This is a genomic window from Caballeronia sp. LjRoot34 (assembly GCF_964253815.1).
In the GTDB taxonomy this organism is placed as follows: domain Bacteria; phylum Pseudomonadota; class Gammaproteobacteria; order Burkholderiales; family Burkholderiaceae; genus Caballeronia.
This window is the reverse complement of the sequence record NZ_CAXUSB020000003.1, coordinates 1,489,613-1,504,035: the sequence shown is the minus strand read 5'-3', so window position 1 is coordinate 1,504,035 and position 14,423 is coordinate 1,489,613. Positions and strand designations below refer to the sequence as shown.

Annotated in this window: 12 protein-coding genes; 11 read left to right on the top strand and 1 reads right to left on the bottom strand. The window is 60.6% G+C overall.

Annotated elements, in window-relative coordinates; translation table 11 throughout:
• Positions 1-39: 39 nt before the first annotated feature.
• On the bottom strand, positions 40-2,094 hold the full coding sequence (locus tag ACSQ36_RS37650; RefSeq protein WP_436186043.1) for an alkyl/aryl-sulfatase: 2,055 nt from the start codon (positions 2,092-2,094) through the stop codon (positions 40-42).
• 523 nt (positions 2,095-2,617) lie between these two features.
• Between ACSQ36_RS37650 and ACSQ36_RS37645 the strand changes: the two genes are divergently transcribed.
• From ACSQ36_RS37645 to ACSQ36_RS37595, 11 genes are all read left to right on the top strand, one after another.
• Positions 2,618-3,607 carry a LysR family transcriptional regulator gene (locus ACSQ36_RS37645; protein ID WP_436186042.1) on the top strand — a complete coding sequence of 330 codons (990 nt, stop codon included), beginning with the start codon at positions 2,618-2,620 and terminating at the stop codon, positions 3,605-3,607.
• The gene (locus tag ACSQ36_RS37640) at positions 3,604-5,079 is read left to right on the top strand and encodes an NAD(P)-binding domain-containing protein (protein WP_436186041.1); all 1,476 of its coding nucleotides are present in this window, start codon (positions 3,604-3,606) and stop codon (positions 5,077-5,079) included. Before ACSQ36_RS37645 ends, ACSQ36_RS37640 begins: the two co-directional genes overlap by 4 nt.
• Positions 5,076-6,050, top strand: coding sequence for an ABC transporter permease (locus tag ACSQ36_RS37635; protein WP_436186040.1), 975 nt, complete (start codon positions 5,076-5,078; stop codon positions 6,048-6,050). The genes ACSQ36_RS37640 and ACSQ36_RS37635 overlap by 4 nt, the downstream gene beginning before the upstream one ends.
• On the top strand, positions 6,047-6,982 hold the full coding sequence (locus ACSQ36_RS37630; protein WP_436186039.1) for an ABC transporter permease: 936 nt from the start codon (positions 6,047-6,049) through the stop codon (positions 6,980-6,982). The genes ACSQ36_RS37635 and ACSQ36_RS37630 overlap by 4 nt, the downstream gene beginning before the upstream one ends.
• A complete protein-coding gene (locus tag ACSQ36_RS37625; protein WP_436186038.1) occupies positions 6,979-8,025 on the top strand; it encodes an ABC transporter ATP-binding protein in 1,047 nt (348 codons plus the stop codon). Before ACSQ36_RS37630 ends, ACSQ36_RS37625 begins: the two co-directional genes overlap by 4 nt.
• Entirely contained in the window at positions 8,022-9,035 is a 1,014-nt protein-coding gene (locus ACSQ36_RS37620) for an ABC transporter ATP-binding protein (protein WP_436186037.1), read from the top strand. The genes ACSQ36_RS37625 and ACSQ36_RS37620 overlap by 4 nt, the downstream gene beginning before the upstream one ends.
• A 54-nt stretch (positions 9,036-9,089) precedes the next feature.
• On the top strand, positions 9,090-10,667 hold the full coding sequence (locus tag ACSQ36_RS37615) for an ABC transporter substrate-binding protein (RefSeq protein WP_436186036.1): 1,578 nt from the start codon (positions 9,090-9,092) through the stop codon (positions 10,665-10,667).
• Positions 10,668-10,674: 7 nt separating this feature from the next.
• Positions 10,675-12,021, top strand: coding sequence for an acyl-CoA thioester hydrolase/BAAT C-terminal domain-containing protein (locus tag ACSQ36_RS37610; protein ID WP_436186035.1), 1,347 nt, complete (start codon positions 10,675-10,677; stop codon positions 12,019-12,021).
• Positions 12,018-12,542: a CMD domain protein gene (locus ACSQ36_RS37605; protein ID WP_436186034.1), complete on the top strand. Its 525-nt coding sequence runs from the start codon at positions 12,018-12,020 to the stop codon at positions 12,540-12,542. The genes ACSQ36_RS37610 and ACSQ36_RS37605 overlap by 4 nt, the downstream gene beginning before the upstream one ends.
• A complete protein-coding gene (locus ACSQ36_RS37600) occupies positions 12,539-13,117 on the top strand; it encodes a peroxidase-related enzyme (RefSeq protein ID WP_213765945.1) in 579 nt (192 codons plus the stop codon). The genes ACSQ36_RS37605 and ACSQ36_RS37600 overlap by 4 nt, the downstream gene beginning before the upstream one ends.
• A 136-nt stretch (positions 13,118-13,253) precedes the next feature.
• Complete coding sequence (locus ACSQ36_RS37595; RefSeq protein WP_436186033.1) at positions 13,254-14,243, top strand: AraC family transcriptional regulator; 990 nt, start codon at positions 13,254-13,256, stop codon at positions 14,241-14,243.
• Positions 14,244-14,423: the final 180 nt, after the last annotated feature.

Here is a 14,423-nt window from a genome sequence, read left to right as displayed (position 1 = left end):
TCAATTCCTTTGCAAGCGCCGCATGAACCTAAATGGGCCTCATGGCGTCACGATGTTGAACCAGAAGTCGAAGTTATCCAGCCACGATACGAATTCCCCCAGCTTCTGCGTGTTGCCGGTAATCTTCGCCTTGCCCGCAATAATCTGCTTCTGCATCGTCGTGACGCCCATCATCACGTCGTTAAGATCGGTCCGGGACATGGTCACGGAAGCGTCGGCGGTGTCCGAAGTCTTGCCCTTCGAGTAGTGCAGCGCCGAATTCTCCACACCGACCAGATAACTCTCCTGCGTGTCGGTCATGATGAAGTTGAATGAAATCGACTTGCCCGCCGCGCGTTCTGCATTCAAGCGAACACCCTGGTAATCCAGGAACATTTCCAGCGGCATCGCCCGGATCGTGTCAGGACTTTGTGAACTGCCAAACGGCACCTTATGCACGCCATTACGCAGTTCCATGGCGCCAGTCAGATAGAAATTGCGCCAGCTCGATGCCTCCGACTGGTAACCAAGTTGCTCATACGCGTCAGCGAGCATGTGCTTGGCAGCGACGTTTTGTGGATCGGCAAACACAACGTGGTTCACCACTTCAGCAACCCAGCGGTACTCGCCCTTGTCGTAGTATTTCTGCGCCTTCTGCAAGACGGCATCTGCGCCACCCATAAATTCCACGTAACGCTTGCCGTTCTCAACAGGCGGCAATCTATGAAGATTTGCGGGCACACCATCGAAAAAGCCCAGGCGCAAGTTGTATTGCGCAACCACATCATGGAAAACAGTGCCGTAATAACTACGGCAGTACCATTGTTTTGCCAGAGTGTCAGGCAACCGCAGCATCTCCCCTATCTCAAGAGGCGTGTAGCCGGTATTGGCCAGGCGCATGGTCTGGTCATGCAAATACCGGTACATGTCACGCTGCGCTTTCAGGAAGGCAATGATCCGGTCATTACCCCACGTCGGCCAGTAATGCGAAGCAAACAACACCTGCATGTCGCTGCCGAACATATCAATAGCAGCCTGAAGGTACTTCGACCACAACAAGGCATCGCGTACTTTTGCACCGCGCAATGTATACAGGTTATGCAGCGTGTGAGTGGCGTCTTCAGCGGCGCAGAATGCCTTGTATTTCGGAATGTAGAACATGAATTCCGACGGCGCCTCGGATTCCGGCGCCATGATGACCGTCATTTCAATGCCATCCAACGTCAGCTTCTGACCAGTCTCGGTGGCGAAGTCGGTCGGCACCAGCAACGTAATCGCGCCAATGGACGTCGTTTTGCCCAGTCCCGCGTCGACCACACCGTCCACGCCTCGCGGCAACAAATTGCCGTACATGTACGCGGCCCGCCGGCTCATCGCGTTACCCGCGATGACGTTTTCGCCCACTGCAGCCTCGGTGAACCCAGCCGGAGCGTATATCTTTACCTTGCCCGCTTTCAGATCGGCTTCGTCGACAATACCGCGGATGCCACCATAATGGTCCGCATGGCTGTGCGTATAAATAACGTGCGTAATCGGCCGGTCGCCAAGATGCGGTATTACCAGTTGCTTCCATACTACAACCGATACATCCGCGGTCATCAAAGGATCAATGACAATCCAGCCGGTATCCCCGCGGATAATACTCATCACCGAAAGGTCATAACCCCGGACCTGCCAGATACCGTCAACCACTTCGAACAGACCGTGATTCATGTTCAGCTTGGCATTTCGCCAAAGACTGGGATTGACTGAATCCGGTGCGTTATTTTCCGGACCACCCGTAATAAACGCAAACTGCCCCAGGTCCCAGGCCGCGCCGCCCTTGGAACTCGGAATAATGCCGGGGCTAGGCAACGTGGCGATCAAACCACGGCTCGCATCCTTGAAATCCTGGGTGTCATTGAAAGCTAATTGATTGGCATAAACCGAATTTGCTTCCAGCGTTGCCTTGGTCGGTGGCTTTGAACCAATCCCGGTTGGCATGGCGGGCGAGGCGCCTTGCGCCAGCGCCTCGCCGCCTACCGCGCTTAAACCTGATGCAACGCCCACCGTGACAACACCCCGAAGAAACTCTCTACGCTTGCTCACGGAAGCCGGTATTTTTTCGTCGGACATATGAATTACCTCCTGGGTTTCCGATTGTCCTACTGGCAGATCGCCTGATAGGCACTTGTAATTAACGTCCTGCAATCAATGCTTTATCAATTGTTGCAAACTTGTATCAGTACACCGAACAAACTGATTCAATCCCTGATCAAGCGTTTGATAAGGTGCATTGGGATGCCTTGAAATCTGCCTCGACCAATATCGTTTTTTCGCAGCGTTTGGGTGAGATTGGCGAAAAATTTTTCTCTTGATATTTACGCTCGTTTCGCCTAGCGCTTGCAATGGGTCGCTGAAACGTTAAAAAAATTTAATAGAGCTGTAGTGATAAACCATTCGCGCCGGCGTTTTCCTTTTTGCAGCATTCGAGGTCGGTCGCGCCAAGCGGTTCTGATGAGCACCCGCGGCCCTTTGCAGCAGCTTCCCAGATCGAGCACTATGTAAAGCATTTTTGATCATTTGCATTTTACATGCTAGGCGCGTAAGAATGCGTTTTATGCATTCATCGATCTAACCGGTCGACCGTCGCGCACCCATGGAAATCCGTCAACTGGAAGCGTTTGCCGCTGTCATGTCCGCCGGAAGCGTCACTGCCGCCGGGCGTTTGCTCGGGCGCTCGCAACCCGCGGTATCGCGCTCGATCCAGGAGCTGGAAGCCGAAATCGGCTATCCGCTATTCCAGCGTTTCGGGCCGCGTGTTGCACCCACGCGCGAGGCATCCGAGCTTTACCAGGACGTCGAACGCACGCTGGCAAGCTTGCGTCAGGTGAAATTGCGCGCCGAACAGATCGCACGGCAAGCACCACCTCCGCTCACCATTGCCGCCACAGCGGCGCTTGCCGCCGGGCTTGTGCCTCGCGCGCTAGCCTTGCTCAACGAGGACCATCCGCTCGAGTCCGTGCATCTGCGTAGCGCCGCCCCCGAACAGGTAGTCGATGCCGTGCTGAGCGGCATCGTCGATATAGGTGTCTCAAGCCTGCCCCTCGAACATCGCGGCGTGCTCGTGCACTGGATTGGCGAAGCCGCGTGTGTTGCCGCCGTGCGCGCCGACGATCCGCTCGCGCGCGCGCCGCACATCGCGTTGAGCGATTTTGCGAATCGCCGGCTCGTCACAATGCAGAACCCTTACCGCCTGCGGCCAAGGCTCGACTCGGCATTCGCGCACGCGGGCGTGCGCACGGCCGGCGTGATCGAAACCAACTCGTCGCTGAACGCGCTCGGCGCGGTGCGCGCAGGACTCGGCCTCGCCGTGCTCGAGCCGGTGACCGCACTTGGATTGCCTGTCGATGGCGTAGTGATCCGTCCGCTGGATATCCGCATCGCGTTCCTGTTCGGCGTCATCACACCTGAGTTCCGGCCGCCGAATGCAGCGGCCCTCGCCGCGACTCAAGCACTGGCGCAAGCTGCCGCCGAGATCCTGCCCGACTTTGTCCTCCACGAGGCAAACCAGCACAGCGCCATTCTTCAAGCGCTTTACGGCGAGCCCGAAGACACCCCTAATCCGACCGAAGAGCCCGCGACGTGAGCCTCGACAAAAACGTATCATCGACACATCCGACCGGCCTCGCGGCGCTCGAAGCGCGCCTCGCGGAAGACCTGTCCCTGCTCGAATTGCCCGCGCGCGAATGGGTGCCGGGCAAGACGCACAACGGTAACGAAGTGCTGGACGTCGCGGTGATCGGCGGCGGCATAGCGGGGTTGGCCGCGTCCGCCGCGCTCAAGTTGCTGGGCGTGCGGGCGATTATCTTTGACCGCTCGCCGCAGGGACTGGAGGGCCCCTGGGCCACGACCGCCCGCATGGAAACGCTACGCTCACCGAAGCAATTGACAGGCCCCGCTTTAGGGCTGCCTGCGTTGACGTTTCGCGCGTGGTTCGAGTCTCAATTCGGCACGCCGGCATGGCAAGCGCTCGACAAGATCGACCGCCTGCAATGGATGCAATATCTGATCTGGTATCGCCGCGTGCTCGCACTCGATGTCCGCAACGGACACACTATTGAAGCCGTGACGCCGCGTGCCGATGGTCTCGTCGTATTAAGTATACGAACGTCCGATCGCCGCTTCGAGGTCTATGCGCGACGCGTCGTGCTCGCTACCGGACGCGACGGATTGGGCGGGCCTGCGTTGCCGGAGTTTGTCGAAGGATTGCCGCGCAATCGCTGGGCGCATTCATCGGACACCACTGACTACACCACGCTGGCCGGCAAGCGCGTGGCCGTGGTCGGCGGCGGATCTTCCGCCATGGACAGCGCCGCCACGGCGCTCGAAGCGGGCGCGGCCAGCGTCGATTTGCTGATTAGGCGGGAGGATCTTCCACGCATAAACAAGGGTAAGGGGGCAGGTAATCCGGGCCTCACGCATGGCCACCAGACCCTGCCCGATGCGTGGAAATGGAAGATCCGCCACTACATCAATACCCTGCAGGTACCGCCGCCGCGCGGCAGTACGTTGCGGGTATCGCGTCATCCGAATGCACGTTTTAACCTTGGATGCCCGGTGTTGTCGGTTGAAAGCACGGAGAGCGGTCTCTCGATCCACACGCCCAGAGGCACTTTCGCGGCCGATTTCCTCGTGGTCTCCACGGGCTTCAAGGTCGACTGGTCCGCGCGCCCGGAATTCGCCGCGTTTAGCGCCTATATCCGCACCTGGGCCGATCGCTACACACCGCCCCCCGGCGACGAAGATACCGAGTTGTCCGACTCGCCCGATGTCGGACCGGCATTTGAATTCATCGAGAAATCGCCCGGCGATTGCCCCGGCTTGTCGCGCATCCACTGCTTCTGCTATCCCGCGTCGCTCTCGCAAGGCGCTGTCTCCGGCGATATCCCCGCGATCAGCACAGGTGCAAAACGGCTTGCCCAAGGTATAGCAAGCCTCCTGTATCGCGAGGACGTTGAGCAGCATTACGCAGCACTGGAGGCGTATGCCGAACCCGAACTCTACGGCGATGAATGGCAACCGGCCGAAGCACCGCCACAGTATGCGGAGGACCAATGAGCGGCTGGCTCATTCGCCGAATCGCGCAGGCGGCGTTCGTCGTGCTGCTGATGACGCTGATCGTGTTCGTCGGTCTGCATGCGATTGGCAATCCTATCGATATCCTTATCGGGCAGGACGTCGATCAGGTCGACCGGGCACGCATCATCGCCCAACTGGGCCTCGACCAGCCGCTCTGGAAACAGTATCTGGCCTTCCTCGCGAGTGCGATTCATGGCGACCTCGGCAACAGTTTCGTCTATAACGAACCCGCGATCCGCCTGATTCTGCAACGCCTTCCCGCGACCTTGGAACTCGCTGTTTCGGCGCTGCTGCTGGCGCTCGTGATTGGTATTCCGCTGGGGTTATTCGCTGGGCTGCATCCGCGCAATCCGCTCTCGAAGATGCTGATGACAGGCAGTATTGTCGGCTTTTCCCTGCCTACGTTCTGGGTCGGCCTGATGCTCATCATGCTGTTCAGCGTGAAGCTCGGCTGGCTGCCCGCCAGCGGACGCGGCGCGACTGCGAGCCTGTTCGGCGTCCAGTGGTCGTGGCTCACGCTCGACGGCTTGCGCCACCTGATCCTGCCCGCGCTGAATCTCTCGCTCTTCAAGATCTCGCTGGTCTTGCGTCTGACGAGTGCCGGCGTGCGTGAAGTCACGCCGATGGAACACGTGCGTTTTGCCCGCGCCAAGGGGTTGTCGCCTACGCGCATCGTGCTCGTTCACATCCTGCGCAATACGCTGATTCCGCTCATCACGGTGATCGGCCTGGAGTTCGGTTCGACCATCGCATTCGCGGTCGTCACCGAGATCGTGTTCTCGTGGCCGGGCGCGGGCAAGCTGATACTCGACAGCATCAACGCACTCGATCGTCCGGTGATCCTGTCGTACATGATCGTAGTCGTCTGCATGTTCGTCTCGCTGAATCTGTTCGTCGATATCCTCTACAAGTTCCTTGATCCGCGCGTACGGCTGGAGGGTGCGCGATGAGCACGGCTCCATTGATTCCCAAAACGGGAGAGCCCGTGCGCGGCGCGCTCAAACGCCGTCAGTCTCCGTGGCGTCAGCTCGTCGCGGATTTTGGCCGTTCGCCCGCAGCCATGGCCGCGTTGATCGTCGCGATACTGCTAGTGCTCGCGGCCATTTTTGCGCCGCTGATCACGCCGCAAAATCCCTACGACCTGCTGCAGCTCGATGTACTCGATGCCCGCCTCCCCCCCGGTTCGATGAACGGCGCCGGCACGCATGCGTATTGGCTAGGCACCGACGGACAAGGTCGTGATCTGTATTCAGCGATGCTCTACGGCCTGCGCCTGAGCTTGTCCGTAGGCCTCGGATCGGCTGTGATCGCGGGCGTGGTCGGCACCGTGTTCGGGCTGATCGCGGCTTACGCCGGCGGCAAGGTCGACAGCCTCATCATGCGGCTCGTGGACCTGCTGCTCGCCTTCCCGTCCATCCTCGTCGCCATGATGCTGCTCGCGTTCCTGGGGAAGAGCGTGACCAACGTCGTGCTCACGCTGGTGCTGATCGAATGGGCATATTACGCACGCACTGCGCGAGCGCAAGCGCTTGTCGAAGCACGGCGCGAATATGTTGAAGCCGCGCGCAGTCTCGCGATCCCCAACTGGCGCATCGTGCTCGTTCACATCCTGCCGAACTGCCTGCCGCCGCTGATCGTGGTCGGCACGCTGCAAGTCGCGCGCGCGATCACGCTTGAAGCAACGCTGTCGTTCCTGGGCCTCGGCGTGCCGATCACGGAACCCTCGCTCGGACTGCTGATTGCCAATGGTTACCAGACCATGCTCTCGGGCGAATACTGGACCAGCGTCTATCCGGGTCTTGCGTTGCTCGCCATGCTGGTGTCGATCAACATGGTCGGCGACCGTCTGCGCGAGTTGCTCAATCCGAGGTTCGTGAAATGAGCGCCGCTGCTTTCCATGATTTCCATACCGCGGACAACACGCTCGAAGTCCGCCATCTGCGAACGCGCTTCTTCACGCGCGAAGGCGAATTGCCCGCTGTCGAAGACGTTTCGCTGACGCTCGCGCGCGGTCGCGTGCTGGGTCTGGTCGGCGAATCGGGATCGGGGAAATCGGTGACCGGTTTCTCGATCATGGGACTGATCGATGCCCCTGGCCGCGTGGTCGGCGGCGAGATCCTGTTCAAGGGGAAAAACCTTGTTGGCTTGCCCGAAGCGGAGATGCGGCGCCTGCGCGGCAGCCGTATCGCGATGGTGTTCCAGGACCCCATGTCCACGCTAAATCCGGTGCAGCGCGTGGACGCACAGATGATCGAAGCGGTGCGCGCGCATCGCGACGTGAGCCGGCGCGCCGCGCGCGAGCAGGCAAGCGAAGCGCTGGCGGCCATGGGCATTGCCAGTCCCGACGAACGGCTGCGCGCGTATCCGCATCAATTGTCGGGCGGCATGCGCCAGCGTGTGGCAATCGCGATTGCGATGCTGCACAAGCCGGACCTGATCATCGCCGACGAACCGACTACCGCGCTCGATGTCACCATCCAGGCGCAGATTCTGTCCGAAGTGCAAACGCTCGTGCGCACGCAAGGCACGTCGCTGATCTGGATCACGCATGACCTGTCCGTGGTGGCGGGCCTCGCTGATGACATCGCCGTGATGTATGCGGGCCGGATCGTTGAACAGGGCACCGTGGATGCGGTGCTCGACCGTCCGCAGCATCCGTACACGGCGGGTCTGATCGACAGCTTGCCGAGCCTCAACACGCGTGGCAAAAGGCTCACGCAGATTGCAGGCATCACGCCGGACCTGCGTTCATTGCCGCCGGGCTGTGCGTTCGCTGCGCGCTGCACGCGAGCCACGTCGGTCTGCTCGACGCCCCCGGCGCTTGGACCCTCACCGGCCGCACAAGCGTCCGAGCATGGCACGCATCTCGTGCGCTGTTTTCATCCCGGCCGGCAAACCAATGTCCGCACGGAGACAACCGCATGAGCGAGATCAAAACACGCGCGCTCGTTGAACTGCGCGGGGTCAGCCAGCGCTTCGGCGAACGCGACGAGAACGCCGCAACACGCTGGTTACGTGAGCGCAACGTGCTTGCGGCGCAAGCGGTCACACGAGCAGTCGAACATGTCGATCTTGCGATCACGCCGGGCGAAGTGGTCGGGCTGGTCGGCGAATCAGGCTGCGGAAAGTCGACGCTCGGCCGTATTGTCTCGGGTCTCATCGCGCCGACCGAAGGCGACGTGCTGGTCGATGGACAGGACCGCGCAACGATGTCACTGGCGGCACTCCGTGCCGCGCGGCTCGCGATCCAGATGATCTTCCAGGACCCGTATTCCAGCCTGAATCCGAGAAGGCGTATCCGCGATATCGTCGGCGAGGCACCGCTTGTTCACGGCATGATCGAGCGCAGCGATCTCGACGCCTACGTGGCGGCGCAGTTAAAACGCGCGGGCCTCGACCCGTCGCTCGCCGACCGTTATCCGCACGAGTTCAGCGGTGGTCAGCGGCAGCGCATCGGCATTGCGAGAGCGCTCGCGGTCAACCCGTCCATGCTCGTCTGCGACGAAGCGGTGGCCGCCCTCGATGTATCGATACAAGCGCAGATCCTGAATCTCTTCATGGACCTGCGCGAGCAACTTAATCTCACGTACCTGTTCATCAGCCACGACCTGGGCGTGGTCGAACAATTGTCGGATCGCGTGGTGATCATGTATCTCGGACGGGTGGTGGAAATCGCTCCCGTGGAAGAAATATTCCGGCATCCGAATCATCCTTACACGCAGACCTTGCTGGCCGAAATTCCGCGTATAGATGCGCGCAAGAAGCACTTCACCGCTATTCGCGGCGAAATGCCGAGCCCGCTTTCACCACCGTCGGGTTGCCATTTCCATCCGCGCTGTCCGCATGCCATGCCGCGTTGCACAACCGAAGTGCCGCGCTTGCGTGGCATCGCCATCGGGCATGTCAGCGCGTGTCACCTGAACGACGCTCACTAAACGACGCTCACCAAGTTTCAATCCAGAACACACTCAATAAAAAGGAATTGCATCGTGAAACGCCTGGTCCTTTCCACGCTGACCGCCACGCTCGCCACTGCGGCGTTGTTCAGTTCAGGTGCATCAGCGCAAACGCTCAATATTGCGTTTGCCGATCCGCTCTCGTCGCTCGATCCGCAACTGAACAACTACGCGGGCGACCGTTCCGTCGACCTGCACTTCTGGGATCTGCTGGTCGAGAATCACAACAACGTCCTTGCGCCCGGCCTCGCGACAAGCTGGAAGTCAACCGGCAACGACACGTGGGAATTCAAGCTGCGACACGACGTCAAGTGGCAAGACGGCACGCCGTTCACCGCGGACGACGTGATCTATTCGTATCAGCGCGCCCGCAACGTGCCGGGGACCATCGCGACCTTCGCGGGGTATCTGCGCACTATCGCGTCCGCCACGGCGCCTGATCCGTACACGTTGATCATCAAGACCAGCTCGCCCACGCCGGACCTGCCGCTGAATTTGACATCGGTACATATTGTGAGCAAGCACGTGGGCGAGAAGGCGACGACGGAAGACTACAACTCCGGTCGCGCGATGATCGGCTCAGGGCCGTACAAATTCGTTTCGTACACGCCGGGCGACCGCGTGGTGATGACGCGTAACGACGCGTACTGGGGCACGAAGCCGATCTGGGACAAGGTCAATTATCGCTACGTGAGCAATGCGGCGGCACGTACGGCGGCGTTGTTGTCGGGCGACGTAGACGTGATCGATAAAGTCTCGGTCTCCGATCTCCCGCGTCTCAAGCAATCGCCGAAGATATCGGTGTTCGCGTATCCGGGCCTGCGTGTGCTGATACTTCAGCCAAGTTTCCGTGAAGGCCCGAGCCCGTACATTACTGACAATGCCGGCAAGCCGTTGGCCAGGAACCCGCTGCTCGATGTGCGCGTGCGTCGCGCGTTGTCGCTCGCGATCAATCGTCCCGCCATCACCGACCGCATCCTCCAGGGCGCCGCAACGGTCGCCAACCAGTGGATGCCGGCCAAGACCTTCGGTTATAACCCGGACGTCAAGGACATCCCGAACGACCCGGTCCAGGCAAAGAAACTGCTGGCCGAAGCAGGCTTCCCGGACGGCTTCCAGTTGACGCTCAGCGTGCCTAACGATCGTTATCCACAAGCGCCCGAAACGGCGCAGGCCGTGGCGCAATTCTGGACGCGCATTGGTGTGAAGACGAAGGTCGAGGTCATGCCGTGGGCCAGTTACGCCAGCCGCGCGAACAAGAATGAGTTTGCGGTGAGCATGATTGCGTGGGGTAACGGCACGGGCGAAGCAAGCTATGCGCTCGTCAATATTCTCGGCACCGTTGATCCAAAGAAGGGCATTGGTTCGTCGAACTGGGGCCGTTATAGCAGCCCGGCCGTTGACCACGCGCTCGACGCCGCCACGGCCGAGTTCGATTCAGCGAAACGTGAGGCCATCTTGCAGCAGTCAGTGAAGGTGGTAAGCGACGACGTTGGCATCATTCCGCTCTTTCACTACGAAAACATCTGGGCTGCAAAGAAAGGCCTGAAAGTGACGCCGATAGTGAGCGACCGCACGACCGCGATGATGGTTACGCGCAGCGGAAGTTGAGGCCATCATGATCAACATCACGGCTACGCCGGACGACGATCTGATTGACGTTGCGCGGCGCATTGCAGTAACCGGCGCGCGCGCGGGTACATTGCTGACCCTTCGCACGCAGACCGTACGCGGCGCGGGCACGGTCTGGACAAGTCGCGCGGTCTTTCGTGCCGATGATCACGGCGTCATCGACGTTGCCCGGGATGTGCCGGTCGAAGGTGACTACAGCGGTGTATCGGCGATGGGACTCATCTGGTCGCAAGTCCCCGTCGAAGCGGGCAAACGCGAAGTATTTCCCGCCGATGTCTCCAAGGCGTTGTCTACCTGCATCGAAGTCATTGGTGAAGACGGACAAGTGCTGAGCGCCACGCTGCTGAATCAGCGGCTGATGGCGGCCGGCGTGCAACGGCGCGACATGCGCGTTGACGGCTGCGTTGGCACGTTGTTCCTGCCCGCAACGCCCGGACCCCATCCCGTGGTGCTCGTGCTGAACGGGTCGGGCGGCGGCATCAATGAACCGCGCGGGGCGCTTTACGCATCGCGTGGATATGCTGCCCTCGCGCTGGGTTACTTCAAGGCGCCCGGGCTGTCTGACTACATCTCCAATACGCCGCTCGAATACTTTCGCCGCGCGCTCGACTGGATCACGCGCGAGTTGCAACCGGCGTCCGGCTTTATTGCCGTAAGCGGGCAGTCGCGCGGCGGCGAACTCGCGTTGCTGCTCGGCGCAACGTGTCCGGATCGCGTCAAGGCGGTGATCGGTTATGTGCCCGGCGCGGTCGTTCACAGCGCACAGAACGCCGCCGATCCCGCAACGGGTCGTGAAGGTCCAACCTGGATGCTCGACGGCAAACCCCTGCCGCACCTGTGGGAAAACAACCGCACGGCTAGCTGGAAGCCCTTCGACGATGGCCCGCCCCCGCATCGTCACGAACGTGCAATTCGAACCGCGTTACTCGATAAAGAAGCGGTGGAGCGGGCGCGGATTCACGTCGAGAATACAGATGGACCGGTGCTGCTGCTCTCCGCTACCGACGACGGTTCGTGGCCCTCCTCCGAATACTCACGCATGGTCGTAGAGCGGCTTGAACGGGAAAAACATGCATATCCGGTGCGCCATCTCGACTTCGATAACGCCGGCCACGCGATCATTTTCCCTTATGTGCCGACCACGCAACTCGTGTATGCGCATCCCGTTTCCGGACGCATCAGCACCGGCGGCGGCGAACCCGCTGCGAACGCGCGCGCCGATGAATCATCGTGGCGCGAAGTGCTGGCCTTTCTCGACGCAGCCGTCCATTCCCGCGCGTCGAAAATTACTGGCGACACGGCGGGCAACTCTTTCAGGCAGGAGCAACCATGACAGACACCTACGATCTCAGCACCGATATTGTCGACCGGATTGCGGGCCTTACGCCCGGTTCACCGGCCTACGCCACGCGACATAAACGCGACAAGGTCGCCGCCGCGACCCAGCGTAGCTACGAAGCGTTATTCGATCCGGCGCTGCCCGATTTGTCGCTAAGCGATCGCCTGCTTGTTGCGTTGTATGCATGCACGTTGTCGAATGCCCCTGCATTAGCGACTCATTATGCGGAACGGCTCGCTTCGATCAATGCGGACCGTGCCGTGATCGACCAGATCGCACAGGGTTCGATCGACGCTCAGGAACCTCGCTTGCGCGCAATGCTGGCCTTTACGCGCACACTGATCGAAACCCCCATAGACGGCGATAAAGCCGCGCTGGAACGTCTGCCCGCCGCCGGCATTCCGACGCCCGCTGTAGTCGCCCTTGCACAATTGATCGCCTTTCTTTCCTATCAGATTCGCCTGACGGCCGGTTTGCGCGCGCTGCAGGTCTTGAATGCAACGGAGGCAGCATGAGCCGGATCATTGAAGCGCATGGCTTCACGAATCGCGTGCTGGGATGGGACGCGTGGCTGGATGTGGTGGAACTCGCCGATGCCTCGCCCGAGCAGATCACCGTGCTCGAAGAGAGCCATCCGAAAGCGAAGGAGTCCGACTATTACCTGTTCCTCGTGCATCAGCCCGAAATCCTGCGGCAGCGCTCGGCGGCCTTCAACGCAATCATGTATGCACCGGGCGGCTTGCCGCGCGCGGAGCGGGAGTTGGCATCGACGGTCGTTTCGCGGGTCAATGGCTGCGTGTATTGCGCGTCCGTGCATGCACAGCGTTTCGAGCAACTGGCGAAACGCGACGATGTTATCGAACAGGTTTTCAACGATCCGGCTACCGCTGGCACGTCGCCGCGCGAGAAGGCGATCGTGCTGGCGTCGATCGACCTGACGCTCACGCCGGGTCAGGTTGAACCGGCACAGTTGCGGGCGCTGCGCGATGTGGGATTGAGCGACGACGAGATCCTCGACCTGATTCACTCCATTGCGATCTTCGCGTGGGCCAACCGGCTGATGCTCAATCTCGGCGAACCGGTTGGATGAGCGGACCAGGGTCGGCCGCTGTCGCTCGACCTGAACACGCCCGAAACGGAATAAGGTTCCAACAACAAGTTCTTTGCATTGTTGCGGCAGGACGGGTACGTATAGCGATTCACCGCTGAACTATGCCGATCCCGTCATGCCCCTTCATGCCGAAAAAATTGCCGACTGGCTGCTTGCCGGTCTCGAACTCAAGAGCACGCTGTTCCATGTCGGCCAGTATTGCGGAAGCTGGCAGGCCTCGACGGCGGGCCATCAGCAGGCGAGTTTCCATGTCGTGCTGCATGGAGAATGCTGGCTGCATCTGCCCGCCAAGCCGGGGCGCATTGCGACGAGCGTGCGCCTGACGCAAGGCGACGCCGTGTTCCTGCTGCACGACATGCCGCATTGCCTCTCGCCGTTGCCCGTTGCGCCGCCAGCCGGTCAGGAGAGTCAGCGGGCGGGTTCTATGCAGCCCTTATCGTCCGACGAAAGTCCGGCGCAACAGAGTCTCGGACTAGCATGTGGGTTCTTCGAATTCCGCTCGGGCCTGGACGACCAGTTGCTCGCGCTGATCCCTGATCACATCGTCGCCCGCCACGACACTGCGGCGCCCGACGGTCCCCGTGCCGTGTTCGACCTGATTCGCGCTGAGGCGCAGCGGCATCCTGACGCACCTTCGCCGCTGATCGCGCGCCTGACCGAGCTTTTGTTTTTCTACGCGCTTCGTTCTGTCGCTGCACGCGACGACATTGCGCCCGGTCTTTGGTCATTGATGCGCCGCGCGGAGTTTGCGCCGTTGATTACTGCGATTATCGATACCCCAGCAGAGCGCTGGACGACCGACAGAATGGCGAATTTCGTGCATATGTCGCGGGCGCGTTTCTGCAAGCAGTTCGTAGAAGCATGTGGCCAGCCGCCCGCGCAGTTCGTCACGCTGGTTCGTATGAAAGTGGCTGCGGCGATGCTGCGGAACGGCACTACGACGCCGGACGCCGCGGAACAGGTTGGATATCAATCTGAGTCCGCGTTCGCTCAGGCGTTCAAGCGCGTGACCGGGGAGCAGCCGGGTGCCTACCGGCGGACTCGTACGCAGGATCCTGTCGCTTTGGGTTTTGCTATTGATGATGCGCAGGTGGCGCTGCACTGAGAAAGCTATTTTCGCTCGCGCCGGTGGACGGGGTTTTGGTGGTGGTAGGGGGAGGGGTTGGGGTCGTCGGTTCTGGGGGTTAGTGGTCAGGGGTTAGTGCCGGGTTGCTGCTTTCAGTGTTAGTGGTCTGCGAGAGTCGGATTTTCTCTTTATCACTATTAGCCACTGTGCGTGGCGGCA